The organism is Halomonas sp. GD1P12 (genome assembly GCF_025725645.1).
GTDB lineage: Bacteria > Pseudomonadota > Gammaproteobacteria > Pseudomonadales > Halomonadaceae > Vreelandella.
On record NZ_CP107007.1, the window covers coordinates 3065450 to 3088304 of the forward strand.

Below are 22855 nucleotides of genomic sequence, written 5' to 3' on the forward strand. Positions count from 1 at the left end.
CAGATGCTATGGCGGTTTTTGTTCGCTACCAGGCGAGCAACTGCTAGGAGATTACTATGGCACGCGTAAATGTAACCGAGAAAGTACGCAAAGTACTGGAGCTTACTTGGGACGATGAGCTCCCAGTGGAGCCGGTTGACATTGCTCGTTACCTGCTAATCACGAAGGGGGGTGAGAAGCGCAACATTTCAATGGTCGGGCGCTCAAACATCCAATTCAGTGGTCAAGCGCGATTTGACAAAGATAAGGGCCGGTATTTTTGTGAATACAACACTACTGAGCCCAGCTACCGTCAACGATTTACCCAAGCTCATGAGCTGGGGCATGTGGTATTAGGCCATGTTCGTAACGGTGCTAGTCCGAAACGAGATACTAGCTTTGCTGTGAGCTCAAATGATCAAGATGAGATTGATGCTAATCAATTCGCGGCTGAGCTTCTAATGCCGGAAGAGTATGTGCGGACAGCCGTGAAACAAGAGTTCAACCTTAATAAGTTAGCTAATTTGTTTGACGTATCCACAACAGCCATGCATTACAGGTTAAAAAACCTACGTTTACTATGAAGTTTTCATCTTTTTTTTCGCATTATTTTCAAAATAAAAACAAACACCAACCGCCCTCAAGTGGATCGGATGAAGGAAACGTCGAGCCACCGGGACTAGAAAAGCCTCCTAGCCTCAGTGATTCGAATGAAGAAAACACCGAGCCATTGGGGCTAGACAAGCGTTCTAGCCCTGACGATTACAATGAAGAAGATTGGACGGGAACGGAAACTCCAGAACAGTCAGACGAAGTCGGCAAAAAGCTTCGTCAGCGGCATGATGATGATCTGAATCGTGACAAGGTTGCTCGTCATACCCAAGGTACGCAACAAGTCGAGCAAATCATCACGCGTACCAAAACGGCATCTAAAAACTTCCTCAAGTTATCCGTTACTGGTGCTATCATAATTTTCTTGGTTGGTTTTTTCTCATTGCCACAAACGCGTGAAATATTGAATCTCTTCCAATGGATAGAGTTAGATGCTGATATAGCCAACTCGGGGCATTGGACTATATATCTACTTCTGTTTTTACCTACTACATTAATGGCCGTCTTAGGCATCACCCTCTGGATCACTGGCCTAAAGTTCTCATCACAAATTTATGGCGGTATTCAAGGATCAGAAGAAAAAGGGACTAACGAAACCGTATCAGAGTGCTTCAAAACTGTCCAAGAGCTCTTAAAGCAAAACAGCGGATCGCCGTAATCCAAAGCCCCGGTCTTCAGCCGGGGCTTTTTCGTGTAGGCCCGCCCTCCTTGGCGGGTGCTCATCCGTCGCAGTTCTCGGGCGGTAAACCGCGTGCTTTCAGGCGACACTTTCAACGTGGCAAACCTTGAGTCACTTCGCCGTAAGCAGAAAAGGACACGCATCGTCAGCGATCACCTACACCGCCCAGCACCGCGCCTGCCGGACCACCACCCCCTTGAACTGCTCCGCCTTGATGAAGCACCCCTCGCCGCCGGTGGCGGGTAGCAGGCGGCAGCGCTCGCCCACGCGGTGGGTCTTGAACAGCCGGTACTCGCCGCCTACCTCGGCCACCACCAGATCCGCGTGGCCATACGAGCGCGCCTCATCCACCACCAGTACGTCGCCTTCCATCCACGGCCCGCCGGGCGCGGCATCCTCGCCAACTTCCACCAGAAAATGGCTCGGCAAAAATCGGCGCTGGTCGAAATCCACCACCGCCGGATGCTCCACCCCCACTACGGCGGGGCCTAGATAGTTCACGCGCATGTCGTCGTCCTGTTCTGCGGTTCGTCCCGGCGAATTTGCCTCTCGCCTTCTCATTGTCTAATACTGTATAAAACGACAGTCTTACACAACAGGGAGGTTAAGAATGATTGGTTTGGTCGACTGCAATAATTTTTACGTGAGCTGCGAGCGCGTGTTCAACCCCAAGCTCAAGGGCCGCCCGGTGGGCATCATGTCCAACAACGACGGCTGTATCATCGCCCGCTCCAACGAGCTGAAGGCGCTGGGTATCGAGATGGGCACGCCCGCGCACCTGGTACGCCACCAGGTCGAACGCGGCGAGATCATCCTCTACTCCTCCAACTACGAGCTCTACGGCGACATGTCTCACCGGGTGCAAAGCATCCTCGAGGAAGAAACCGCCGGCGTGGAGCCCTACTCCATCGACGAGATGTTCGTGCGCATGGACGGCTTCGAGCCCGAGGCCCTGCTACACCACGCCAAGGGCCTGCGCTGGAAGGTGGGCCGCTATACCGGCATTCCGGTTTGCGTCGGCGTGGCCGCCACCCATACCCTCGCCAAGCTGGCCAACCGCATCGCCAAGAAGCACCCGGGCTACCCGGGCGTATGCATCCTCCACGCGGACACTGCCGAGGCCCGCGCTCTGCTCCAACAGATCGACGTGGGCGACGTGTGGGGCGTCGGCCGCCGCCTCACCGAGCGCCTGCAAGTCATGGGCATCAAAACGGCGTGGGATCTCCGTGAAGCGGATGCCAAGCGCCTGCGCCGCAAGTTCAGCGTGAACATGGAACGCACGGTGCTTGAGCTGCGCGGGATCAGCTGCCTGGAAATGAACGACCTGGCCGAGCCCAAAAAGCGCATCATGACCAGCCGATCGTTCGGGCGCTCCACCGGCAACCTCAGCGACCTCGCCGGGGCGATCCGCCACCACGCCCAGCGCGGCGCCGAAAAGCTGCGCGCGCAAAAGAGCCTCGCCCGGGCGGTGCTGGTATTCCTCAAGACGGACCGCTTCCGGCCGGACCAGCCGCAGTACTCCCCTAGCGTGGTCGTCGAACTCGAACGCCCCACCCAGGACACCCGCGAGATCCTCCACGCCGCAAGCGAAGGCCTGAACCGCATCTACCGGCCCAAGTACGGCTACAAGAAAGCCGGCGTGATGATGCTGGACCTCACCGACCAGCACCGCCAACAGCTCAGCCTGATGGACACACCGCAAACGGAAGAAGACCGCCAGCGCAGCCAGAAGCTCATGGCCACGATGGACGAACTGAACGAGAAGATGGGGAAAGGCACGGTGCGCTTGGGACTACCGGAGAAGCACGCGCCGTGGCATTTGCGGTGCGCGCACCGAAGCCCACGGTATACGACGCAGTGGGGGGAGTTGATGCGGGCTTATACAGATGAGGGGTCGGCCAATGGAGTAAAACCCAATATGATCGGCCCAAAGTAGCTCACTCGCATCCGCGTTCCCTTGCTGACTCTAGCACGAGTGATGCGCCGCACTGCGCCGAATCCTAGAACTTATTACTGAAAAAAATCCCAGCACTCAAGGGTTATGAGTTTGCGGATTTTGATCAAAATTTATGCGACTATGAATTTTCATTAGTCTATACATCGAGAGAAATAGAAATGAATACACAGCAAATTAAGCAGGCAATTGCCAACCGGATGCTGAGTGAGTATGACCAAGGAAATAACGGTATGGTCGATATGAAACAAATAGCCTCAGAGCTAGGGATACCATGGTCACAAGTCGAAAATGTAGTGGGCATGCTTCACGAACAAGGGATCGTTCGAACAGTAATTGGATGCCATGTTGCTCATTTAACCCCACTTGGCATACGAACATTAGAACCCAGCGACATAGGAGTACCCAAACAGCCACCTCAAACCGTTAATAATCACTTCAGTGGCTCATTTAACCAATCGGCGATCGCCACTACGAACGGGTATGCAACCGTTTCTGTGCAAAACACCGAGGTAAACCATTACTTTCAACAGCTAGAGCGGGCAATCGACCAATCGCAGAACATCCCGTCCGAGCAGAAGCAAAAGTGGAAAACAGACCTATGGGAGATGTCCAAGCATCCAGCACTGGTAGCAGCGCTAGGAGCAATTTTAGGCGGGTAGTCAGGCTAAAAAGGAACAGTTGGACGGCAGTTAGCCGCCCGCAAACCGGATGATAGCAAACACCAAGGCAGAGACCGCCACGATGATACCCACATTCCATTTAATAATGTTGGTTTCGGTCTTGGCCAAGCTTTCCTTGGTGGCCGTCGTTTCCTTAATGATGGCAACCTCTTGCTCAAGGTGACGCAAGCACTGTTCCATAACCGCGCTGGGAGCCATCTGGTAGCTCATGAATCACACTTACCGCCGGGGCTAATCCTTGGACTCGGCCCGAAAGTTCCCCATGCGGATCGAAAACTGAAATACTTATTTCGCCGCTAAAACACATTGGACTTTGCTTTGAGACTCCCTTACTAGCTAGAAAATCCTTAATAACGCTACCTGTTACTTGATAAGTAAAACCGATCATTTGTATACCCTGCAAATACCCACCAACCTAACAAAATTCCTTTTATTCACTTTCTTTATTTTTACGCCAAAGTAACAACTGCTCGATAGGGCTATGTTTTTCTTTAGCTGCTCCATCAATAACCATTTGAGAATCTCGACTAATAGAGAGAAGATTTATTCTCATCAACTCTTTCAAATCTTCAGAAACTTCATCTCCGATCTCTAACAATCTTGACTTATAACCTTCATAAGACTCAGCTAAAGTTTGTTTTTGAGCATAAAACTCCTCTAGCCTAGTAAGAAGCGAAGATTTTTTTGAAGCAAATACACCAAGCCAGAGAGGCACACCAAAAAGAGTTAATCTAGTTAAAAAGAAGTGGACGTAACTCCAAAAATCATTAGGCTCAAAGTCTGACCAAGCAAACAGAGATAGCGCAATAATTAAACCGACGCCAAGAGAAGCATAAAAAATAATATCATACGTAACTCTTAGTGCAGCTGCAGCCTCTTTACGTTCTTTAAATGACTTCGCCAACTGAACAGTTACAGCACTCCCAAGCACTTCATCAGCTTTTTTCTGTACGCTTTCTGATGCAGAGGTTACCGCTGCAGCTTTTTCTAAAATTGATTTGGCATCATAGGTAAGCTTTTCGTTATCACCTATTAAAATGTCTAAATACGCTCTATTCTTTTCAAGATTATTGTGGATATTATTCACATTCTTTAGAAGATTTTTTGCTTCTGCCAGACTTTCAGCCAAAGAATCACTATGCTCGTTGTAAGACTGCATATTAGAATATGCGTCTTCAATTTGCTTCGACAATTTTGTTAAACCAACCTCTTGCTTCTTAAAGCTTTCGTTAAAATAATGAATTCTCGACTCAAGCTCTTTATTAACGCCAAACAGTTGATTTAGAAAACTAGGATCTTGATTATAAAAAGAAGCATCCCAAATTCTAATATTATATTTTTGCCTAGGGTTATTGTTTTCGCCATATTCAATCCATACACCTGATCCAAAGAAAACACTTTCTTTAAACAGATTCAAAGGCTCTATTTTAAATTTGATTTCTTTATTATTTTCTATAAAAGAGCCTTGAATATCATCTTGATCAAATTCATCGTCTTTTACAAGCTCAGCTTCGCCCTCTTTCATCAGCCCATTAGCATTATAACCCATAACTTTGAACTTATGATGCCCAACAACCTTGAAGTAATAATTATTCACAAGCTTCAAATCAGAAGCTATATTATTAGCAACTGTTATTGGCTTTAACTCACAAAAAAAACCGCTGGACTCTTCATAACTCATACAGTTACCTTAATTATAGTAATCAATTAGATGAATCACGCTTCTCAACCCCCTGCCGCTTACCCTCAGGCAAACTCTCATAAAGCGCGTCAATCTCTTTAAATCGGGTAATCCTGTCTTGAACAATAAAGTTCAAAAGCTCAAACATGGAGCCAACGCTTTTATCGATATCTTCATCTTTCAGCTCACCTGGGTGAACAGACTCATTACCAATAATTCGAATAGCATCGAGTGCTTTTTGTACGGCTTGAGGCAAACCATCTTGAACGAGCTCACCAATGGCCCTATCGATTTTCGAGTTTTTACCAAGGTGAATACATAAGCGCTGAAGTGCTAGGCGAAGTAAAGCTGCTGCGGCTCTCGAAGAGTGTGGAAGAACATCACGTGCTTCTAAATAATCTTTTTTCGCATCTTCAGGCATATCCTGATGAGGAAAAGGGGCGCCTGAAATCAAAGGAAAAATTAGTTGCCCAGAAAGTTCACGGTATTCCGTACCAAACCATAAAGTTGCACCACCGCAATGCTGACACTGGGCTCTCTCAACAAGAGTTCTGACTTGGTTCAATTGCCAGTTAAACCAGGCGACTTTGGAATAAACATCGCAGAATGGACAAGTGAACGACTTAGCACGATGCTTAGGGGGATAATATTTCATCACACCACCCGCCCAATCCGAATCTCGCACCGCCCCAGAATCTCCAAATCTCCCATATCCTGTGGCTTGATCATCTCCGGCTGGTACAGCTCGTTATCACTAATCAGGTACAGCGCGCCCCCGGCCAACCGCTGAACACGCTTGATCCGCCGCTCCCCACTCACCAGCAGCAGGAACACCCCTTCCTGCTTCGGATCGCGAGCCGCCCGGTTCACCAGCACCCAGTCGCCATCCGCCAGGGTGCCGTCCATCGAATCCCCCCGCACCTGCACGCCCACGATCTGCGCCGGGTCGAGCCCCTGAGCGGTCAACTCGCTACGCGGGAACTGCAAGGTCGTCTTGATCGGCTCGCCCTCAAAGCTGCGCCCGGCGCCGGCGGCGGCTTCTATGTCGTACATCGGTATCGAAGCCATGCCTTCAGCCAGGTCGAGCAATTCAACATTTGAAGAAACCGTCCGGTTCCCGGTCAAGATGTACTGCACATCGACTCCTTGCGAAGCGATGGCGGTCAAGTAGTCGCCTTTCGGGCTGCGCTGGTCAGCTTCGTAAAGCATTTGGGACTTTTTAGTTACATGGGCAAGGTCACCGAACTGGGTTTGAGACATCCCCAGACGCTCCCTCTCTTCCCTAAGCCTTTCACCCAATGAAACCATTATGTCCTCTCAACTATTGACATGGTCACCGTTCGGTACCATTCTATCGATGTCTTTCACTTCATTTCACTTTGCAAGGGAGCCACTGCCATGGCCACACCTGCTGAAACCTCACCGCGCATCACGGTGCAACACGTCACTATCGAGGAAACCCAAGGCCCACTCTCTGTCGACGTTGCGCGGCTTGGACTCGAAAGCTTTAACGCCACCTGCCAGCAACAAACAATGACACTCGATGAGCTTCTCGACGTCATCCGTGGCGCCAACGAGCTGGGCGCAACTGATACCACCGCCACTTTCCAGCTCGATGAAAAAGCACCTAGCCACACGTGGTCGATCAAGGCGATCAAGCCTGACGCAACGGCGCCTAAAGACACCGACTCCCAAGCCTCAGCTTTTCAGCTCACGGCACGCCAACAAGCCTTGGCCGAAGGCGTGATGGTTGAGGTCGTGGGCGCTTTGGCAAAGCAAAGCACGCCCGGCAAAGTCCTCAGCGAAGCGGCCATCAATCTGGCGAATGCGTTGCGGGTTGGCCTGGATCAGCTCACGACAACGTCTTGTAGTACTCGACCAACTTCTTGTGAGCAGCGATAGCGGTATCGGCGAGCTGCTCACCTCTCATGGTTCCGTAAGCGGTATTTCCGGACGAAATGATTTGGTCGGACCTGATCATCTCAAGAACGACTTCATGAGCGGCATGTACGGGATCATTTTTGGGATCTAGCGAACGTTGCTCCGTCATAAACCAACCCTCCTAGGGCATCAATTAAAAAGGAAGCCACTGCCATGGCCACACCTGCATCAAACCCGATCCTGCTGTTCCGCGGTATCGACGTCGAGCTGAACCGCTGCTCGCCCGCCACCCGCCAGGCCATCACCGCCGAGATTGGCGGCACTAACCCACTCGCGGACCTCGAAGCGTTAGAAGAGCGCGTCACGGCGGAAGCCACCGGCCAGCTCGCTGCCACGATGCTGACCAACGGCGCCGCCGCCGTGGATATCGAAGACGCCCTCGCTGAACTGCGCGTGCATCTCGATGAGCACTTTCTCCAGCGCAAACTGGTGCGCCTGTACGACCGCTAACCGCGCCTTTTTTCGAGTCTTTCACACTGTAAAGGAAGCCTACCCCATGACCACCGCCAACGCCATTACACCTAAGCGCATTTATGCCCCCAAAGGCTGCAATAGCCCGGTGATGACCCATATCACCGAATCCGAGCGGAGCGATCTTGAACGCATCAGCGAGCTGGAAGTGCGCTCGCTTTCGGCCACGGCCCGCATGCTCATGCTGCGCGGTATCGCCCAGTACGACGATGACACCCTCAACGCCCAATAACCCTGCGTGCCGCTGCCAAAGGAACACTGCCATGCACCAAGACACTCGCCGCATTCGCCACCGCTACGCCGCCATCAACCTGGATGAGTACGAAGCTCGGCTGATCGATGCCCTGGTGGATTACACCGGCATGTCCCGGGCCACCTTGCTCCGCCAGTTGGTCCTGAAAGAAGCGCTCGACACCCTGGGCGTTGGCGACCTCGTGAACACCAGTGTGGGCCAGCGTGCCTCGTAAAAACAGGCACGAAAAAGGTCCTCAAGGAGCACTTGCAATGCCCCAGAACCACCTACTGCTGGACGACGAACTCGAACGCCAGCTTGAGGCGGTACGTAAACAGGAAGGCCTGAACAGCATTGATGAAGCCGCCGAGTGGCTCACGCGGCGGCGCTTGCGCAAAGGCACCCAAGGGCTCACGGGCCGGGGCCGCGCCCTTTATCCCGTATCAGGAGACCGCAGTGAGTAGCACCGACACCCCTCAAAGCGAGTTCAGCCGCCTGCGGATCGACTGCCCTCATTGCGGTAGCCATATGAAGGTGCGCACCTCGAAAAGCGATATGTCGCTACTGCGCGAACTCTACCTGCACTGCACCAACGAGTTCGACTGCGGCTTTCGCGGCAAGGCGAATCTTGAATTCGTGCACACCCTGACCGTCAGCCGCTGCCCCAACCCCGACGTGTACTTGCTCACCTCGCCCTGGGTGCTCAAGCAAATGAAGCTCGACCTGCCCACGGTCAACGACGAATGCTACGACGAGGAAACCCCCAATGAGTAACGTGGCTACCCTCCCCCTGCCCGCCCGCCTCCAACCCGACCGCGCCGGCTTCGGCGAACTCCGCGCCGAGCTCCATGGCCGCGCAGGGGATCAGGATCTGATCGACGTCTGGGCGAACCTGCCTTACGCCGAGCGCCGTCTGGTGCTCAAAAGCGCCGGCCTCAAGGAAGACGCCACCCAGCACATCAGCGCGTTCGCCAAGCCCGCACGCGACGCCATCCGCGCCGCGATCCACCGCATGAGCGACTACGCCAGCGGGCTCAAGGACCAGCTGCGCAACCGCACCCAGCACCCGAGCGCCGAGCTGGCCAGCCACGCCCGCCAGGCACTGGCCGAGGGCAACACCAAAGCGGCCCTTCACTGGCTCGCACTGATCGAAAAGGGGGTGGCATGACCACCCGCGACGAGTTGCTCAAGCGCTACACCAGCGAGGCCATGCAAACCGGGGAGTACATCCGCGAACTCTACAAGGCGTGGGCGCACTTCACCGGGCTGGCCGTCATGCTCGAGCGTTCCGGCCACCGCATGGCCGCCGCTGAAATCCAGCGCGAAGCCGATGCGCTCGGCCAGCGCGCTAACCAGCTCGAGGGCGTGCTCCAGGACTATCACATCGACGTCGCGTCGGCGCGTATGGCGGCCAAGGGGCTCGAGCAGTGAGCGCGCTGGATCTCGCCTTCGCGCATAGCTCCGGCACGCCGGACTGTGGCCACTTCCTGCGGGCTCACTTCGAGCGCCTGCCCTCGCTCGCCGACCGGCTGGCCGGTGGTTACGTGCACGTTTCGAAACGCCACGGCCACGCCGCCGCGAACCGCTGGCTAAACCACAACGCCAAAGATCTGATCGAGCCCACCGAAGTCTACCGCCGCTTCGAAGCAATCAAGGGCGATCTCCAGCGCGGCTTTGAAGCGCTAGTTAAACGTGGCGCAACCACCATCGAGGGCTTGAAAGCGGGCTGCGAGTGGTTGACCAGCGTGCAAGAGCGCCTGATGCTGCGCGGGCTCAACGCCACCCACGATGACGAAGCGGTCATCAACCACGCCAGCGCCCAAGCCACCGCAATCGAGCGCGAGCGAAGCAAGCTGATCGGCGGCATCGCCGAGCATAACCGCCGCCTGCGCCTCGGCCTGCTACCGCCCCCGCTCAATCTGAAAACGCCCAAGGCCCGCACGCTCTCCGGCCAGGCGCGCGAAGTCGCGCTGCAGATCGCGCAGTCGCGCAACCCGCTTTCGCCCCCGCTGGGCGTCATTCCATTGATGGCAGTGTTTCGCTGGTACCGCGCGCCGGTCATGAGCCTGCGCGTCGTCAATGTAATGGCGCTCGAAAAGGCGCAGTTTCGGGCACGCTCCCACGGTTTTAGCCCGCCGGGCCTAAAGCTGAAACCGAGCGCCCAGCTCGCCAGACTCACCAGTGCCAACTGGTGGCGGCGTCAGCTGCGCACGTTGGCCGGGCGGCGGCTCGAGCAGGTCCAGCGCGAAGCCCACCGCGTCCACAAACGCGCCGGCATCTACTGCAGCCACGTCACGCTTGATCGCCGCCGCGCCCAGAAGAACCGCAATACCGCCTTGCTCGAGGCGCTCGAAGCGATCAATCAGGACGGCCAGGTCTACACGCTGGCCGAATTGGCCGAGCTGGGCCTATCGAACCCGAACCATCGCCGCGCCGAATTGATGCTGCGTATAAGTGACACCGAGGCGGAGTCGCGCCGTATGGGGCACGTTGGCATGTTCTACACCATTACCGCGCCCAGTAGATTTCACCCGGTCGTCTCCGAAAACAGCGTGCGCAACCGGAAATATGACGGCTCGACGCCGCGCGATGCTCAGGCCTATTTGCAAAAGGTGTGGGCGCGCACCCGCGCCGCGCTCGCTCGGGAAAACCTCGGCATCTACGGCATCCGCGTGGTCGAGCCGCACCACGACGGCACGCCCCATTGGCACCTGCTCATCTGGATGAAGCGCGAGGACGCCAACCGGATCAACCACATCATCCGCGACCACGCCGAAGCCGACACGCCGGAAGAGCTATTCGACCGCCGAGGCCGCGAGACCACCGCGCGCTTCAAGGTCGAGCGTATCAACTACGCCAAAGGCACCGCCGCCGGCTACGTGGCTAAGTACATCAGCAAGAACATTAACGGCGAGCAGTTCACACGCGACGGCATCGAGGGCGACGACAAGGACAGCTATGGTCATGACCTCAACAGCGTGGCCCCGCGCATCGAGTCGTGGGCGGCCGTGTGGGGCATTCGCCAGTTTCAGTTCGTGGGCCTGCCCTCGGTCACGGTCTGGCGGGAGATCCGACGGCTCAACGAAAAGCACGCCACCGAGCTGGAGAACTGGGAAGCCGCCACGCGGCCCGACCAGCGCATCGCCAGCCGCTTCGAGCAGATCCGCAAGGCCGCCAACGCCGGCCAGTGGGATCAGTTCTTACGCCTCATGGGTGGCCCGAACATGCCCCGTAAACAGCGCCCCATCAAACCCTGGACGATGCCCCGCGTGGACCTCAACCGCCTCAAGGACGAACAAGCGCAGATCAGCCACGCCACCGGCGAGGTAGGTGAAGGCATCGAGGCCAGAGGCCGCCACGGCGAACCCACGCCCGGCACCTTCGGCATCGTCGTGGCCGACGGCCGCGGCAACGAACACGAATATTTGACGCGCTTCTACCGCTGGCAAGTGCGCGGAAAGTCGCGCAGCCACCAAGGGGGTTTGGGAGGAGGCGCAGCCGAGTCCCCTTGGACTCGTGTCACTAACTGTACGGGCGGCCCGGATATTGAGCCGCGCGAGCCTCCAGAAGAAGAGAAAAAAGCTCAGCTTGCCCGCCTGAAAGAGTGGCAAAGCTCAGAAATTTACCGAGTTGAGCGCGACGCCGAGTACCAAGACGCCCTCGCCGCCCGAGAAGCCGCGCGAAACCTCTTCGCGCCGCGCCCCCGAACCCAGCAGGAAGAGTACTTCCCGCCCGAATTGTGTTGAAAGAGGACCAACGAACAATGGCCGATAACGCCGACCGCGCCGCGGACATCACCCAACAAAGCCTGGACGCCACCCTGGCACGCCGCGCCCAGCTCGCCCAACCGGCGCCGCACGATGAATGCGTCGACTGCGGCTACGAGATCTCAGCGCCCCGCCGAGCCGCCGCGCCGTGGGCGACTACCTGCATTGAGTGCCAAGGCATTCGTGAACTGAAAAACAAGCAAGGAAGATAACCATGGCCATAGATACGACCTGGGTACGTGAAAACCCCGAAGAAGCTGCTCGGCAAATCGAATTGCTTAGCGAAATGCACGTGGACCGCGTTCGTCACTTCTGGGAGTCGCGCGGCTTCGGCGGGTGCGAAGAGTTTGCGCTGGCCTTTGACTCGCTGAAAACGCTGGCAGGTTCATGCACCACAGAGCGCGAGCACTACATTCATACCCGCGCTTGGGATAACGGCTATCTGAACGGGCGTGAGGAAACGCTGACAGAGCAGGCCAGGGCGCAGGCGGTAGCCGATGAATGAGAGCCAACCCAATGCCCCCACAAAGGTGCCGTCACCTTCAAAAGGTGGCGCCTACGCGCGGCAAGCCGCGATGCTTTGCCAAGATCGGGCCTTTCAGCTCTACCTCGATCGCCGCCGGCGCGCCAAGTTTGGCCTCGGCGAAGCCGCCCTGCCCGACGGCACCCATGACACGGACGACGCCCGCGACTGGCTGGTCGCGGCCTGCCAAATCCAAAGCCGCGCCGAACTGGATAGCAACGCCCAAGCGCGCCAAACGTTCCGCATGATCCGCAACCGCTTCAACCACTGGCGGGCCAAGCAAGAGGGTCACTTATGAGCTTGCAAAATGTTATCGATTGCGAAGAAATAAAAGCGATCACCGGGTATCAGCGGCCGGCCGATGCGGCACGATGCCTGCGCGAGCAAGGTGTGGTCGTGTTCAACGGCCGCCGAGGCCCCTGGACGACCATCGATTTGATCAACAAAGCGGGCGGGATCGAAGCCGCCACGCCCCATGAGCTCAGCCCTAGCGACATCCTATGAAGACACGCCCGCGTAAGCACAGCCCGGATATCCCGGCACACATCAACCAGTCGAAGCTCCCCAACGGGGTGTATTACGACAAGCGCGGCCGGGGCCGCTGGTACGTTCAATATCGTGATGAAGCGGGCAAACTGAAAACCGAGCGCATCGCCGGGGCCGATGCTACCCTGTCAGAGCTCCACCGTATCATCGAGCAGCGCAGCGGCATTGATCGCCGCACCCTGCGCTACCTGGCTCAGCAGTTTCACCAATCCGCGCAGCTTAAAGAGCTGGCCATCAAAACCCAGCAGGACTACGAATACTGCCGATCGGTGCTACTGGAGATGCCCACGAAGCTGGGCAAACCACTGGGTGACTTGCCCACGACGCAATTCTCGCCGGCGCTGGTCCAGCGCCTAGTGGATCGGATCGCCGCTGAGGGTACCCCCTCAAAAGCTAACCACTTACTGCGCTACCTGCGCCGACTCTTCCGTTGGGGAATCAACCGCGGGCATTGCGACACCAACCCGGCCCAAGGCGTCGAAGCCGCCAAGGAACGCAAACAGCGCCGCTTGCCGGAGCTGGCCACCATTGCGCGGCTTACCGAGTTCGCTCGAGAGCGTGGCCAACGCACACGCGGCGAGAAAGGCGCCTGCGCGCCTTACCTTTGGATGGTGATGGAGCTGGCCTATATCTGCCGGCTACGCGGCATCGAAGTGATCACCCTCACCGATGCCAATAGCACCGCGCAAGGCGTGATGACCAACCGACGCAAGGGCTCGCGAGACAATATCGTGCGCTGGTACCCACGATTGACCGCCGCATGGACGGCCGCAACCGAACGCCGCGCGGGGATCTGGAAAGCCAAGGACAAGCCGGCGCCCATACACCCCGAAAGACGCCCGCTGATCGTTGCCGCCGACGGCGACGCTTTACGCAAGTCCAGCTTGGATACGGCTTGGCAACGCCTGATGAAGCTGGCCATTGCCGAGGGAGTGATCACGGAAGAAGAACGCTTTGGTCTACACGATCTCAAGCGGCGAGGCATCACCGACACGAAGGGTACGCGGCACGAAAAGCAAGAAGCAAGCGGGCACCGGTCAGCGTCCATGATGGACACGTACGACCTTAGTGTGCCGCTGGTATATCACCCGGGAAACGAGTGATTAGGGCGATAGATCTACGTAAAGATCTACGGAAACGAAAAAGCCGCCCCGAAGGGCGGCTTGATCATGTTCTGTAACGCTTTGCTTTATAACCATTTTAAATGGTGCCGACACCAGGAGTCGAACCCGGGACCTACTGATTACAAGTCAGTTGCTCTACCAACTGAGCTATGTCGGCGCTTCACGTTTTCTTGAACATTTGACTGGCCTGCGTGAAGCGAGTCAGTCAACAAGAAATCTTGTTGGCAATGGCTGGGGTACCAGGATTCGAACCTGGGAATGCCGATACCAAAAACCGGTGCCTTACCACTTGGCGATACCCCAGCAGTGTGGTGGCCAGAGACGGAATCGAACCGCCGACACGGGGATTTTCAATCCCCTGCTCTACCAACTGAGCTATCTGGCCGCTGCCAACGGTGCGTATTAAACTAAAAACGCCGCTTTTCGTCAACACCTTTGTGAAACTTTCTTTCCGTTCACGAGGTTATGGCACACCGCGCGCTTTTCGCCCTGCCCTGCCGGTGGCGGCAAACGCCCGCGCGGCGGGCGCTTGAGGGGCCTTCAGGGCTGGCTGGGCGGCACGTAGCCTTCGGCCTGATCGGTGGGTTCGTTATCCAGAAAGCGCTCCATCTGCGTCATCAGGTACTGGCGCGATTCCGGCTCGAGCATGTTGAGGTGCTTTTCGTTGATCAGGCGGGTCTGCAGCGCCTGCCACTCCTCCCAGGCTTTTTGCGAAACCGTGGCCTGAATCTCCTGGCCCTTCTTGCCAGGCAGTGGCGGGAAGGCGAGGGCCGGTAGTTCCTGCTGATACTTGCGACAGAAAACGGTGTTGCTCATGAAGGTGCTCCTTGATGGGTGAGTTGCCCCCGAGTATGGGTCAGGGCCCCGGGGTGGGATCAAGCGAAAACGGCGCGAGCTGTTTTAAAAGCGATTTGACCGGCGCGGCCAGTCCCAGCGCCGGCGGGTCCAGCGGGTCGAACCAGACGCCCTTCTCGCGCACACCGTTAAGCCCTGCGCATCGCGCCGGCTGCGGGGTGATCGCCAAACGGAAGTGGCTAAAGGTATGGGTGAAGCCGGGGAGCGCAGGCTCGATGATCGCGCTGTCGGTAAAGGTCTCCAGCCAATCGCTGAGGGCGGTGCGGTCATCGAACTGGGGCAGGCTCCAGAGCCCGCCCCAGAGGCCAGAAGGCGGGCGCTGCTCGAGCCATACGCGCCCCTGTTCGTCGCGCAGCACCAGCATCAGCGTGTCGCGGGTGGGCAGGGTCTTTTTTGGTTTGGACTCGGGGTAGCGCTGCGGCGCGCCCTCTTTATAGGCGGCGCACACATCAGCAAATGGGCAGATCACGCAGTCCGGCCGGGCGCGGGTGCAGAGCGTGGCGCCGAAATCCATGATCGCCTGGGTGTAGTCGGCCAAGCGCTCATTAGGGGTGAAGTAGTCGGCCAGCTGCCAAAGCGTACGCTCCACGGCGGGCTTTCCGGGCCAGCCGGGCACGGCGTGAAGCCTGGATAGCGAGCGTTTGACGTTGCCGTCCAGAATGGCGGCGCGCGTGCCCTGACTTTGGGCGATGATGGCGCCCGCGGTCGAGCGACCAATGCCGGGCAGCGCCATGAGCGCCTCGACGCTCTCGACCGGCAGCTCGCCGCCGTGCTCGTCACGCGCGGTTTGAGCGGCCTTGTGCAGGTTGCGGGCGCGGGCGTAGTAGCCAAGCCCGGTCCACAGGTGCAGCACCTCATCCTGGTCGGCGTTGGCCAGCGCGTTTAGCGTGGGAAAGCGCTCCATGAAGCGCTCGAAGTAGGGAATCACGGTCGTGACCTGGGTTTGCTGCAGCATGATCTCGGAGACCCACACGCGGTAGGCGCTGCGCGGCGACTGCCAGGGCAAATCATGGCGGCCGTACTGGTCGAACCAGGCCAGCAGCCGGCGTTGAAATTCAGGGGCCGTTAAACACGGCGTCGGCGTATCGGCCATGGGGTGAAAACACTCCGCGGGCAGGGCAGGAAAAAAAGCGCCGGCCCAGAGGCCGGCGCTCCCAAAGAGTAGCGGAATCAGTCGAAGAGGTTGCGAATGCCGTTACGCAGCTCGCGCACGTTCTCTTCACCGAGGCGGTCGTTCAGTTCGTCGAGGGTCTCGCCAAGGCGCTCTTCGATCTGCGCGCCGGCTTCGTCCTGCAAGAGCGACACGACCGAGGCCTGGAAGGCGTCACGGTCGAGCCGGCACCACTGGGACTTGTCGTCATCGAGATGGCCCTCGCAGAGCACCGGCAGCGCCAGCGCCTGAAGGCGCGGGTTGACGTTGCAGGCGGCGTCAGCGGTATCCACCAGTCGGGCGTTGGCATGAGTCAGAAAGTTCATGCTGGTGAGGTTCAGCTCGCCGCTGCCCTGCATGTCGATACCCGGCAGCGTCACCATCAGGTCGTCGCTGGTCACTACGCCGTTGCGCACGTTGAAGGTGGCGTCGAAGCGATCGAAGCGGGTATCCGGCTGCCAGTCGCGCAGCGTGCCCTCGCCTTCGAGTTTGGCGACGAGCTCGCACACCTGCTGCGAAATGTTGGTTTGCAAAATGGCGCCGTTGTCGAGGCGCGCGTCGAGCTCGCCGTTGAGATTGCTGGTCAGCACGTCGCGCGTGTTACCGCGCGTGGTGAGCTCGCCCTGCAGGTTGAAGCGCCCGCGAATCGGCGACGGTTCTTCACTGAATGCCTCGATCATGGGCGCCACCTGTACGCCACTGATGGCGGGCGCGAACTGCCACGCCAGCACCGGCTCACGGGCGTCGATCGAGCCCGTCGCCTCCAGCGTGCCATCGTAGAAGCGCGACTCGAAGCCGGTCAGCCGGTGAAGGCCCTGCTCGCCGCGAAGCGACAGCCGGGTGTCATCGAAAGTGAGCCCGGCAAGTGTGAGCCGGTCCACTTCCAGGTCGCCTTCCAGATCCAGCGCAGCGAGCCACGCCTGGGGCAGTAGCGGGTTTGCCTCCTGGGCAACGGCACGGCGAATGAGGCCGTGGCTCGCCTGCTGGGCGGTGACCGGCCCCGGCAGATAATAATCCAGATCGAGGTGATCGCCGGAAAGATCGAAGCGCAAGGCGCTGCCGTCCAGCGCCGCGGCCAGCTCACCGGTAAAGGTGCTGTCATCGAGCACTAAAGAGAGCTGGGGCAGCGTGATCTGCTCCAGGTCGCCCTCGACGGGGCTGGTCATGGCGACATCGCTCAGCGCGGCTTCGCTGGCGGTATTGAGCGACACGCCCATGCGCGAAAGCCAGGGGCGCAGCGTGAAGGGCGCGGCGTTAAGCTGACCCTGATACTGCGGGGCGTCCAAAAACTGTTCGACGTTGAGATGGCCGCTCAGGCGCAAGTTATCGGGGCCGGTGAGTTCGGCGTCGCGAAGCTGTGCGGTTTGCGCGCCCCAGTCGCCGTCCAGGGCGAACGCCAGCGCCATCGCCAGCCCTCCCTGCCAGTTCTCCGAGTGGCGCAGGCCGGTTTCGATCACCCCGTCGCTGACGCTAAAGCGCTGCTCGCCAAGCCAGGCGATCATTTCGGCGGCTTTCAGGCTGAGTTGCTGCGGCTCTTCTTCGCTGGCGGTGGTCGAGCGGGTGGAGAGCTGGAAGTCCTCGAAGGTAACGCGTTCATCGTTCAGGCCCAGCAGCACGCGGGTCTCCAGGCTCATCTCGCTGGTAAAGGCCGGGGTGCGCTCGAGCGCTTCGGCGTCCAGGCGATTGTGCCGGGTCAGGGTGAACATCGCCTTGAGCGGAAACGCGCGCGACGGGTTGACGTTGCTGCCGTTGATATCGAGCGACTGCAGCCGCCAGAGCGCCTGGTTGGGCGCATCGCGATAGCGAATGTCGGCGTTTCGCACCTCCACGCTTGCGATGTTGAGCACCACCGAGAGGCTGCCCGCGTCGACGTGGGGCCCGGCGCTGGCCGGGGCCAGCACGGTTTCGGCGGATTCGCTGTTCTGCTCGGCAAGACGCTCCACGAGCGGCTGCCAGTTGCCCTCTCCACTCGCGTCTCGCTCAAGATTCAGGCGTACGCCGTCCAGCGTCAGGCCGTCGATGGCGATTTCACCGCGTAAAAGCGGTGCAAAGGCGACGCTGACCTCGGCCCTGTCCACGGCGGCGAACGAGGTATCCTCGACGGGCTGCTCGGGAAGCCAGGCGCGCGCCTGGGACACGCTGACGCCGATGCGCGGGTAGAACGACCAGGTGATCGGCCCTTCCAACGCCAGATTGAGCCCGGTTTGCTCTTCGACCACCTCGACCAGGCGCGGTTTGAAATCCTCGGGATCCAAAAAGGTGGTGACATACACCACGGCGGCGACGGCCACCATGGCCAGAATGCCGACCGCGGCTAGCAAAATACGCAATAACTGTTTCATCACCCGTTCCCTTGTGGGTCTAGCTCGACATGCTCATGAATACCGCTGTCACTCAAGGCGCCGCTACCGGCCGCCGGTGGCGCGGAAAAAGGCCGATAGCCGATTTTGGACAGCAGGATACGATCGGCCAGCGGCAGCGAGCCGGCATCGATACGAAGCGTGCGACCATCCTCTTTTGCCTGCTCGCCCAACAGTGCCATAAGGCGGGAGCCGACGCCACGCCGCCTGGCGGAGCTTTTCACGCAAAGCTCGGAAAGCCACCAGGCACGATCATCGGCTTCATATATGGCCACCGCGCCCAGCAGATGGCCGTTGAACCGGGCGCAGGCGAAGAACTGACGCGGCGACTGGACCAGATGCTGCTCGATGAACGGCGCGACCGTCCGGGTGCGTAGCCGCTCCCGGGGAGCGTCGGCATAGATACGCGAAAGCTCCTGGCGTACGGCATCGTCCGTCTCCCAGCGGGTCTGATCGACATACAAAAGCGTCACCGGCATGCTCAATCCTCCTGGCTGCGTTTGCGCCGCCCTGCCCGCTGAAATCGGCGACCTTTCGCGCATTGTAGCGGATGGGGTCATCGATTCTCTATAATGGCCGTTTGGCTCGCTATTATGTCCAAGGTCGGGCGTGGACGTTCACGCCTCGCCGCCCCACTATGCGCGCAAGCGCAGGAGATGCAACATGTCAGCGCGAACTGCCACGGTCAGCCGTGACACCAACGAAACGCAGATCACCGTGACCATCGACCTCGACGGCGAAGGCCATTTGAAGGGCGAGTCTGGCGTGGCGTTTCTTGATCACATGCTGGATCAGGTCGCGCGTCATGGCATGATCGACATCACCATGGACGTCACCGGCGACCTGCACATCGACGCCCACCACACGGTCGAGGATCTGGGCATTACGCTCGGCCAGGCGTTCGACCAGGCCGTGGGCGACAAGCGCGGTATCGTGCGCTACGGTCACGCCTACGTGCCGCTCGATGAAGCGCTTTCGCGCGTGGTGGTCGACTTTTCCGGCCGCGCGGGGCTGTTCATGAACGCCACCTTTACCCGGGCAATGATCGGGGCGATGGACACGCAGCTGTTCAGCGAGTTTTTCCACGGCTTCGTCAACCACGCCCGGGTCACGCTGCATATCGACAATCTCAAGGGCGAAAACGCTCACCACCAGGCGGAAACCATCTTCAAGGCCTTTGGCCGGGCGCTGCGCATGGCGCTTGCCGAGGACCCGCGCATGGCGGGAAAAATGCCCTCGACTAAGGGAACGCTTTGATGCCGGCCGCTTCTCGCCGTACGCCCTCGCCCACCGTTATTCGCCCACCCCTGTAAGGAGCGCAACATGACCATTGCCGTTATCGATTATGGAATGGGCAATCTGCATTCCGTGGCCAAGGCGCTTGAACACGTAACCCACGAAAACGTCATCATCACCCGCGATGCCCGCCGCATTCTGGGCGCCACCCGCGTGGTGCTGCCAGGCCAGGGCGCGATTCGCGACTGTATCGGCGAGCTCGAGCGCACCGAACTCCGGGGTCTGGTCGATGACATCCTGACCCGCCAAGCCAAGCCCTTGCTCGGCATTTGCGTGGGCCAGCAGATGCTGATGGAGAAAAGCGAGGAGAACGGCGGCGTCGACTGCCTGGGCTTTTTTCAGGGCAGCGTCGACCGCTTCCCGCTCGATATGCGCGACGAACATGAGCAGCGCCTGAAGGTGCCCCACATGGGCTGGAACCGGCTCACCCAGCACCACGACCACCCGCTGTGGGAAGGCATCGAGGATGGCGAGCGTTTCTACTTCGTTCACGGCTACTACGTCAACGCCACGACGGATGACCACGTGCTCGGCACGACCCAATATGGCGATGTGAAGGCGCACGTCGCTATCGGACGCGATGCCACCTTCGCCGTGCAGTTTCACCCGGAAAAAAGCGCGCGGGCCGGTCTTCGCCTGCTCGAAAACTTCGTTACCTGGACGCCCTGAGAGGATTCACCATGCTAGTCATTCCCGCCATTGATCTCAAAGACGGCCAGTGCGTACGCTTGAAGCAGGGCCGCATGGAGGACTCGACCTCCTACGGCGACGACCCGGTCGCCATGGCCGGACGCTGGGTGGAGGCCGGCGCGCGCCGCCTGCACCTGGTGGATCTCAACGGCGCCTTCGAGGGCAAGCCGGTCAACGGCGACGCAGTCACCGCCATCGCCCGTGCCTACCCGAACCTTCCGATCCAGATCGGCGGCGGTATTCGCAGTGCCGAGACCATCGAGCACTACTTAAGCGCCGGCGTCTCGTATGTGATCATCGGTACCAAGGCGGTGAAGGAGCCCGAGTTCGTCGGCGAGATGTGCCGCGCCTTTCCCGGCAACATCATCGTCGGGCTCGACGCGAAGGACGGGTTCGTGGCCACCGACGGCTGGGCGGAAGTGTCCACCATCAAGGCCACCGAGCTTGCCAAGCGCTTCGCCGGTGACGGCGTCTCCAGCATCGTCTACACCGATATCGCTCGCGACGGCATGATGCAGGGTGTGAACATCGACGCCACCGCCGAGCTTGCCCGCGAAGGCGGCCTTCCGGTGATCGCCTCCGGTGGGGTGACCAACCTCGACGACATCAAGGCGCTTTGCGACGTCGCCGACAGCGGCATCCTCGGAGCGATCACCGGCCGCGCCATCTACGAAGGGAGCCTGGACGTGCGTGAAGCCCAACGCCTGAGCGATGAACTGACCGGAGGTCGAACATGAGTCTGGCCAAACGCATCATTCCGTGTCTGGACGTCGACGCCGGCCGCGTCGTCAAGGGCGTGAACTTCGTCGGCATCCGCGATGCTGGCGACCCGGTGGAGATCGCCAAGCGCTATAACCAGCAGGGCGCCGACGAAATCACCTTTCTGGATATCACCGCAAGCTCTGACGAGCGCGCAACTACCGTCGACATGGTCTCGCGCATCGCCGGCGAGGTGTTCATTCCGCTCACCGTGGGCGGCGGTATCCGCAGCTGTGACGACATTCGCACCATGCTCAACGCCGGCGCTGACAAGGTCTCGATCAACACCGCCGCAGTAACCAACCCGGAGTTCGTCTTCGAGGCCGCCGAGCGCTTCGGCAGCCAGTGCATCGTGGTCGCCATCGACGCCAAGAAGGTGTCCGGTGAAGGCGAGCCGCCGCGCTGGGAGATTTTCACCCACGGCGGGCGTAAGCCCACCGGGCTCGATGCCGTCGAGTGGGCAAAAAAGATGGTGGCCCTCGGCGCCGGCGAGCTGCTTTTAACCAGCATGGACCGCGACGGCACCAAAAGCGGCTTCGATTTGGGCGTAACCCACGCCATTTCCGAGGCGGTGAGCGTACCGGTGATCGCCTCCGGCGGGGTGGGCAACCTGCAGCACCTGGTGGATGGCGTGATCGAAGGCGGCGCCGACGCGGTACTGGCGGCGAGCATTTTCCACTTCAGCGAATACACCATTCCGGAAGCCAAGCGCTACATGGCCGAGCGCGGCATCGAAATGCGCCTTTAGCGCGCGGCTCATATCATCGCCTAATATCGTCGTCTTACACTTCTGCCCGGAGCCCTTGCAACCGAAGCACTCCGGGCCGTTTGCCTTGCGTCAGAGCGCCTTTCGGCCTGGATGTCAGGCGTCGTCGTCCAGGCTAAGCCCCAAATTACTGACGCCGCCGTTGCGCCCGAGCACACGCAGTTCCTTGAGCGCGGCCTTGTCGAGCGGCGCGCTGACCGCCTCGAGCACCGCGTCCTGAAAGTCGTTTTCGTCCTCCATGAGCGGGTGGTCGCGAATGATCAGCGCAAGTTTCCGGGCGTCCACTTCGCCTTCGGTCAGCTCGATGAAGGCGCGCACGCCGGCCCGCGAGGTACGGCTGACATCCAGCACCGCCTCTCCGGCGTCCCCCTGTAGCGTGTCGAGCAGCGCGTTCACCGCGACCACCGCATCCAGCGCGCGCCGCGCGCCGAAGCTGTCGTCGTCTTCCGGCGGCTCGCACTCGGCAAGCTTCTCGGCCTGGCGGGCGAAATCGATACTCGCGCCGGGTACCTGCAAGCGCTCCCACACAAGGCTCAGCACGGTCTTGAGCGTGTGGCTGTCGCCCTGGCCGGTGGTTTGCTCGTACAGCGCATAGTTGGGTATCAGGCGCTCACAAAGCGCGGCCATGAAGGCCTGCTGGGCGTTCAGCGGAAGCGTCTGAAGAAGCTGATAAAATCCAGAGGGTTTGGCCACCATGTTGATTTCCTGAGCCTTTATAGGGGTGAAAAGGGTATTGGTGAAGACAAGGCGATACGTTATCGTCGCACATTCGCAAACGCGACTTTGA

The 22855-nt window shown here is 59.0% G+C and carries 32 protein-coding genes and 3 tRNA genes; 22 read left to right on the forward strand and 13 right to left on the reverse strand.

Going from position 1 to position 22855, the window contains the following annotated elements; translation table 11 throughout:
* Positions 1-56: 56 nt before the first annotated feature.
* Together OCT39_RS14080 and OCT39_RS14085 are read left to right on the forward strand one after the other, a co-directional pair.
* Positions 57-563, forward strand: coding sequence for an ImmA/IrrE family metallo-endopeptidase (locus tag OCT39_RS14080; RefSeq protein ID WP_263585090.1), 507 nt, complete (start codon positions 57-59; stop codon positions 561-563).
* Positions 560-1249, forward strand: coding sequence for a hypothetical protein (locus tag OCT39_RS14085; RefSeq protein WP_263585091.1), 690 nt, complete (start codon positions 560-562; stop codon positions 1247-1249). The genes OCT39_RS14080 and OCT39_RS14085 overlap by 4 nt, the downstream gene beginning before the upstream one ends.
* 177 nt (positions 1250-1426) lie before the next feature.
* On the opposite strand, the gene OCT39_RS14090 is transcribed toward OCT39_RS14085, so the two are convergent.
* The gene (locus OCT39_RS14090) at positions 1427-1777 is read right to left on the reverse strand and encodes a hypothetical protein (protein ID WP_263585092.1); all 351 of its coding nucleotides are present in this window, start codon (positions 1775-1777) and stop codon (positions 1427-1429) included.
* A 103-nt stretch (positions 1778-1880) separates the two neighbouring features.
* On the opposite strand from OCT39_RS14090, the gene OCT39_RS14095 reads away from it, so the two are divergent.
* Together OCT39_RS14095 and OCT39_RS14100 are read left to right on the forward strand one after the other, a co-directional pair.
* Positions 1881-3206 (forward strand): Y-family DNA polymerase, encoded by a 1326-nt coding sequence (locus tag OCT39_RS14095; RefSeq protein WP_263585093.1) that lies wholly within the window; start codon positions 1881-1883, stop codon positions 3204-3206.
* A 179-nt stretch (positions 3207-3385) separates the two neighbouring features.
* Positions 3386-3886: a hypothetical protein gene (locus OCT39_RS14100; RefSeq protein ID WP_263585094.1), complete on the forward strand. Its 501-nt coding sequence runs from the start codon at positions 3386-3388 to the stop codon at positions 3884-3886.
* 30 nt (positions 3887-3916) lie between these two features.
* Here OCT39_RS14100 and OCT39_RS14105 read toward each other — a convergent pair whose 3' ends face one another.
* From OCT39_RS14105 to OCT39_RS14120, 4 genes are all read right to left on the reverse strand, one after another.
* Positions 3917-4117, reverse strand: coding sequence for a hypothetical protein (locus OCT39_RS14105; RefSeq protein ID WP_263585095.1), 201 nt, complete (start codon positions 4115-4117; stop codon positions 3917-3919).
* Between the two features lie 220 nt (positions 4118-4337).
* On the reverse strand, positions 4338-5588 hold the full coding sequence (locus OCT39_RS14110) for a hypothetical protein (RefSeq protein WP_263585096.1): 1251 nt from the start codon (positions 5586-5588) through the stop codon (positions 4338-4340).
* Between the two features lie 22 nt (positions 5589-5610).
* Positions 5611-6243 (reverse strand): DUF4145 domain-containing protein, encoded by a 633-nt coding sequence (locus OCT39_RS14115; RefSeq protein WP_263585097.1) that lies wholly within the window; start codon positions 6241-6243, stop codon positions 5611-5613.
* A complete protein-coding gene (locus tag OCT39_RS14120; protein ID WP_412031127.1) occupies positions 6243-6848 on the reverse strand; it encodes a S24 family peptidase in 606 nt (201 codons plus the stop codon). The genes OCT39_RS14115 and OCT39_RS14120 overlap by 1 nt, the downstream gene beginning before the upstream one ends.
* Positions 6849-6986: 138 nt before the next feature.
* Between OCT39_RS14120 and OCT39_RS14125 the strand changes: the two genes are divergently transcribed.
* From OCT39_RS14125 to xerC, 14 genes are all read left to right on the forward strand, one after another.
* Entirely contained in the window at positions 6987-7490 is a 504-nt protein-coding gene (locus tag OCT39_RS14125; protein ID WP_263585099.1) for a hypothetical protein, read from the forward strand.
* Between the two features lie 192 nt (positions 7491-7682).
* Complete coding sequence (locus tag OCT39_RS14130) at positions 7683-7979, forward strand: hypothetical protein (RefSeq protein ID WP_263585100.1); 297 nt, start codon at positions 7683-7685, stop codon at positions 7977-7979.
* Positions 7980-8025: 46 nt separating this feature from the next.
* Positions 8026-8232 carry a hypothetical protein gene (locus OCT39_RS14135; RefSeq protein WP_263585101.1) on the forward strand — a complete coding sequence of 69 codons (207 nt, stop codon included), beginning with the start codon at positions 8026-8028 and terminating at the stop codon, positions 8230-8232.
* A 31-nt stretch (positions 8233-8263) separates the two neighbouring features.
* Positions 8264-8467 carry a hypothetical protein gene (locus OCT39_RS14140; RefSeq protein WP_263585102.1) on the forward strand — a complete coding sequence of 68 codons (204 nt, stop codon included), beginning with the start codon at positions 8264-8266 and terminating at the stop codon, positions 8465-8467.
* Positions 8468-8504: 37 nt separating this feature from the next.
* Positions 8505-8696: a hypothetical protein gene (locus OCT39_RS14145; RefSeq protein WP_263585103.1), complete on the forward strand. Its 192-nt coding sequence runs from the start codon at positions 8505-8507 to the stop codon at positions 8694-8696.
* Positions 8689-9006: an ogr/Delta-like zinc finger family protein gene (locus tag OCT39_RS14150; RefSeq protein ID WP_263585104.1), complete on the forward strand. Its 318-nt coding sequence runs from the start codon at positions 8689-8691 to the stop codon at positions 9004-9006. The genes OCT39_RS14145 and OCT39_RS14150 overlap by 8 nt, the downstream gene beginning before the upstream one ends.
* On the forward strand, positions 8999-9400 hold the full coding sequence (locus tag OCT39_RS14155) for a hypothetical protein (RefSeq protein WP_263585105.1): 402 nt from the start codon (positions 8999-9001) through the stop codon (positions 9398-9400). Before OCT39_RS14150 ends, OCT39_RS14155 begins: the two co-directional genes overlap by 8 nt.
* On the forward strand, positions 9397-9663 hold the full coding sequence (locus OCT39_RS14160; protein WP_263585106.1) for a hypothetical protein: 267 nt from the start codon (positions 9397-9399) through the stop codon (positions 9661-9663). Before OCT39_RS14155 ends, OCT39_RS14160 begins: the two co-directional genes overlap by 4 nt.
* Positions 9660-11978 (forward strand): replication endonuclease, encoded by a 2319-nt coding sequence (locus OCT39_RS14165; RefSeq protein ID WP_263585107.1) that lies wholly within the window; start codon positions 9660-9662, stop codon positions 11976-11978. The genes OCT39_RS14160 and OCT39_RS14165 overlap by 4 nt, the downstream gene beginning before the upstream one ends.
* Before the next feature lie 17 nt (positions 11979-11995).
* Positions 11996-12211, forward strand: coding sequence for a TraR/DksA C4-type zinc finger protein (locus OCT39_RS14170; protein WP_263585108.1), 216 nt, complete (start codon positions 11996-11998; stop codon positions 12209-12211).
* 2 nt (positions 12212-12213) lie between these two features.
* Complete coding sequence (locus tag OCT39_RS14175; RefSeq protein WP_263585109.1) at positions 12214-12504, forward strand: hypothetical protein; 291 nt, start codon at positions 12214-12216, stop codon at positions 12502-12504.
* The gene (locus tag OCT39_RS14180) at positions 12497-12820 is read left to right on the forward strand and encodes a hypothetical protein (protein ID WP_263585110.1); all 324 of its coding nucleotides are present in this window, start codon (positions 12497-12499) and stop codon (positions 12818-12820) included. Before OCT39_RS14175 ends, OCT39_RS14180 begins: the two co-directional genes overlap by 8 nt.
* Entirely contained in the window at positions 12817-13026 is a 210-nt protein-coding gene (locus tag OCT39_RS14185; protein WP_263585111.1) for a hypothetical protein, read from the forward strand. Before OCT39_RS14180 ends, OCT39_RS14185 begins: the two co-directional genes overlap by 4 nt.
* Positions 13023-14171 carry a tyrosine recombinase XerC gene (xerC, locus tag OCT39_RS14190; protein WP_263585112.1) on the forward strand — a complete coding sequence of 383 codons (1149 nt, stop codon included), beginning with the start codon at positions 13023-13025 and terminating at the stop codon, positions 14169-14171. The genes OCT39_RS14185 and xerC overlap by 4 nt, the downstream gene beginning before the upstream one ends.
* A gap of 102 nt (positions 14172-14273) precedes the next feature.
* Here the strand turns inward: xerC and OCT39_RS14195 are convergent.
* The 7 genes from OCT39_RS14195 to OCT39_RS14225 form a co-directional block, all read right to left on the reverse strand.
* Positions 14274-14349: transfer RNA gene (locus OCT39_RS14195), tRNA-Thr, on the reverse strand.
* Positions 14350-14420: 71 nt separating this feature from the next.
* A tRNA-Gln gene (locus OCT39_RS14200) sits at positions 14421-14495 on the reverse strand.
* A 6-nt stretch (positions 14496-14501) separates the two neighbouring features.
* A tRNA-Phe gene (locus OCT39_RS14205) sits at positions 14502-14577 on the reverse strand.
* A gap of 155 nt (positions 14578-14732) precedes the next feature.
* A complete protein-coding gene (locus OCT39_RS14210) occupies positions 14733-15008 on the reverse strand; it encodes an oxidative damage protection protein (RefSeq protein WP_263585113.1) in 276 nt (91 codons plus the stop codon).
* A gap of 40 nt (positions 15009-15048) precedes the next feature.
* The gene (mutY, locus tag OCT39_RS14215) at positions 15049-16140 is read right to left on the reverse strand and encodes an A/G-specific adenine glycosylase (protein WP_263585114.1); all 1092 of its coding nucleotides are present in this window, start codon (positions 16138-16140) and stop codon (positions 15049-15051) included.
* 77 nt (positions 16141-16217) lie between these two features.
* Positions 16218-18539 (reverse strand): AsmA family protein, encoded by a 2322-nt coding sequence (locus OCT39_RS14220; protein WP_263585115.1) that lies wholly within the window; start codon positions 18537-18539, stop codon positions 16218-16220.
* A complete protein-coding gene (locus tag OCT39_RS14225) occupies positions 18539-19036 on the reverse strand; it encodes a GNAT family N-acetyltransferase (protein WP_263585116.1) in 498 nt (165 codons plus the stop codon). Before OCT39_RS14225 ends, OCT39_RS14220 begins: the two co-directional genes overlap by 1 nt.
* A gap of 184 nt (positions 19037-19220) precedes the next feature.
* On the opposite strand from OCT39_RS14225, the gene hisB reads away from it, so the two are divergent.
* The 4 genes from hisB to hisF all read left to right on the forward strand — a co-directional run bounded on the left by hisB (position 19221) and on the right by hisF (position 22050).
* Complete coding sequence (hisB, locus tag OCT39_RS14230; protein WP_263585117.1) at positions 19221-19814, forward strand: imidazoleglycerol-phosphate dehydratase HisB; 594 nt, start codon at positions 19221-19223, stop codon at positions 19812-19814.
* 66 nt (positions 19815-19880) lie between these two features.
* A complete protein-coding gene (gene hisH, locus OCT39_RS14235; protein ID WP_263585118.1) occupies positions 19881-20522 on the forward strand; it encodes an imidazole glycerol phosphate synthase subunit HisH in 642 nt (213 codons plus the stop codon).
* A gap of 11 nt (positions 20523-20533) precedes the next feature.
* A complete protein-coding gene (gene hisA / locus OCT39_RS14240; RefSeq protein ID WP_263585119.1) occupies positions 20534-21280 on the forward strand; it encodes a 1-(5-phosphoribosyl)-5-[(5-phosphoribosylamino)methylideneamino]imidazole-4-carboxamide isomerase in 747 nt (248 codons plus the stop codon).
* The gene (gene hisF / locus OCT39_RS14245) at positions 21277-22050 is read left to right on the forward strand and encodes an imidazole glycerol phosphate synthase subunit HisF (protein WP_263585120.1); all 774 of its coding nucleotides are present in this window, start codon (positions 21277-21279) and stop codon (positions 22048-22050) included. The genes hisA and hisF overlap by 4 nt, the downstream gene beginning before the upstream one ends.
* A 114-nt stretch (positions 22051-22164) precedes the next feature.
* Here hisF and OCT39_RS14250 read toward each other — a convergent pair whose 3' ends face one another.
* On the reverse strand, positions 22165-22764 hold the full coding sequence (locus OCT39_RS14250) for a YjaG family protein (protein WP_263585121.1): 600 nt from the start codon (positions 22762-22764) through the stop codon (positions 22165-22167).
* Positions 22765-22855 lie beyond the last annotated feature (91 nt).

Coding starts and splice junctions, on each gene's coding strand:
- OCT39_RS14175 (WP_263585109.1), top strand. CDS start 12,214: ATGGCCATAGATACGACCTGGGTACGTGAAAACCCCGAAGAAGCTGCT.
- OCT39_RS14250 (WP_263585121.1), bottom strand. CDS start 22,764: ATGGTGGCCAAACCCTCTGGATTTTATCAGCTTCTTCAGACGCTTCCG.
- hisH (WP_263585118.1), top strand. CDS start 19,881: ATGACCATTGCCGTTATCGATTATGGAATGGGCAATCTGCATTCCGTG.
- xerC (WP_263585112.1), top strand. CDS start 13,023: ATGAAGACACGCCCGCGTAAGCACAGCCCGGATATCCCGGCACACATC.
- OCT39_RS14180 (WP_263585110.1), top strand. CDS start 12,497: ATGAATGAGAGCCAACCCAATGCCCCCACAAAGGTGCCGTCACCTTCA.
- hisA (WP_263585119.1), top strand. CDS start 20,534: ATGCTAGTCATTCCCGCCATTGATCTCAAAGACGGCCAGTGCGTACGC.
- OCT39_RS14095 (WP_263585093.1), top strand. CDS start 1,881: ATGATTGGTTTGGTCGACTGCAATAATTTTTACGTGAGCTGCGAGCGC.
- OCT39_RS14085 (WP_263585091.1), top strand. CDS start 560: ATGAAGTTTTCATCTTTTTTTTCGCATTATTTTCAAAATAAAAACAAA.
- OCT39_RS14140 (WP_263585102.1), top strand. CDS start 8,264: ATGCACCAAGACACTCGCCGCATTCGCCACCGCTACGCCGCCATCAAC.
- OCT39_RS14160 (WP_263585106.1), top strand. CDS start 9,397: ATGACCACCCGCGACGAGTTGCTCAAGCGCTACACCAGCGAGGCCATG.
- OCT39_RS14145 (WP_263585103.1), top strand. CDS start 8,505: ATGCCCCAGAACCACCTACTGCTGGACGACGAACTCGAACGCCAGCTT.
- OCT39_RS14170 (WP_263585108.1), top strand. CDS start 11,996: ATGGCCGATAACGCCGACCGCGCCGCGGACATCACCCAACAAAGCCTG.
- OCT39_RS14090 (WP_263585092.1), bottom strand. CDS start 1,777: ATGCGCGTGAACTATCTAGGCCCCGCCGTAGTGGGGGTGGAGCATCCG.
- OCT39_RS14135 (WP_263585101.1), top strand. CDS start 8,026: ATGACCACCGCCAACGCCATTACACCTAAGCGCATTTATGCCCCCAAA.
- OCT39_RS14185 (WP_263585111.1), top strand. CDS start 12,817: ATGAGCTTGCAAAATGTTATCGATTGCGAAGAAATAAAAGCGATCACC.
- hisF (WP_263585120.1), top strand. CDS start 21,277: ATGAGTCTGGCCAAACGCATCATTCCGTGTCTGGACGTCGACGCCGGC.
- OCT39_RS14105 (WP_263585095.1), bottom strand. CDS start 4,117: ATGAGCTACCAGATGGCTCCCAGCGCGGTTATGGAACAGTGCTTGCGT.
- OCT39_RS14080 (WP_263585090.1), top strand. CDS start 57: ATGGCACGCGTAAATGTAACCGAGAAAGTACGCAAAGTACTGGAGCTT.
- hisB (WP_263585117.1), top strand. CDS start 19,221: ATGTCAGCGCGAACTGCCACGGTCAGCCGTGACACCAACGAAACGCAG.
- OCT39_RS14155 (WP_263585105.1), top strand. CDS start 8,999: ATGAGTAACGTGGCTACCCTCCCCCTGCCCGCCCGCCTCCAACCCGAC.
- OCT39_RS14225 (WP_263585116.1), bottom strand. CDS start 19,036: ATGCCGGTGACGCTTTTGTATGTCGATCAGACCCGCTGGGAGACGGAC.
- OCT39_RS14100 (WP_263585094.1), top strand. CDS start 3,386: ATGAATACACAGCAAATTAAGCAGGCAATTGCCAACCGGATGCTGAGT.
- mutY (WP_263585114.1), bottom strand. CDS start 16,140: ATGGCCGATACGCCGACGCCGTGTTTAACGGCCCCTGAATTTCAACGC.
- OCT39_RS14125 (WP_263585099.1), top strand. CDS start 6,987: ATGGCCACACCTGCTGAAACCTCACCGCGCATCACGGTGCAACACGTC.
- OCT39_RS14210 (WP_263585113.1), bottom strand. CDS start 15,008: ATGAGCAACACCGTTTTCTGTCGCAAGTATCAGCAGGAACTACCGGCC.
- OCT39_RS14130 (WP_263585100.1), top strand. CDS start 7,683: ATGGCCACACCTGCATCAAACCCGATCCTGCTGTTCCGCGGTATCGAC.
- OCT39_RS14115 (WP_263585097.1), bottom strand. CDS start 6,243: ATGAAATATTATCCCCCTAAGCATCGTGCTAAGTCGTTCACTTGTCCA.
- OCT39_RS14110 (WP_263585096.1), bottom strand. CDS start 5,588: ATGAGTTATGAAGAGTCCAGCGGTTTTTTTTGTGAGTTAAAGCCAATA.
- OCT39_RS14220 (WP_263585115.1), bottom strand. CDS start 18,539: ATGAAACAGTTATTGCGTATTTTGCTAGCCGCGGTCGGCATTCTGGCC.
- OCT39_RS14120 (WP_412031127.1), bottom strand. CDS start 6,848: ATGTCTCAAACCCAGTTCGGTGACCTTGCCCATGTAACTAAAAAGTCC.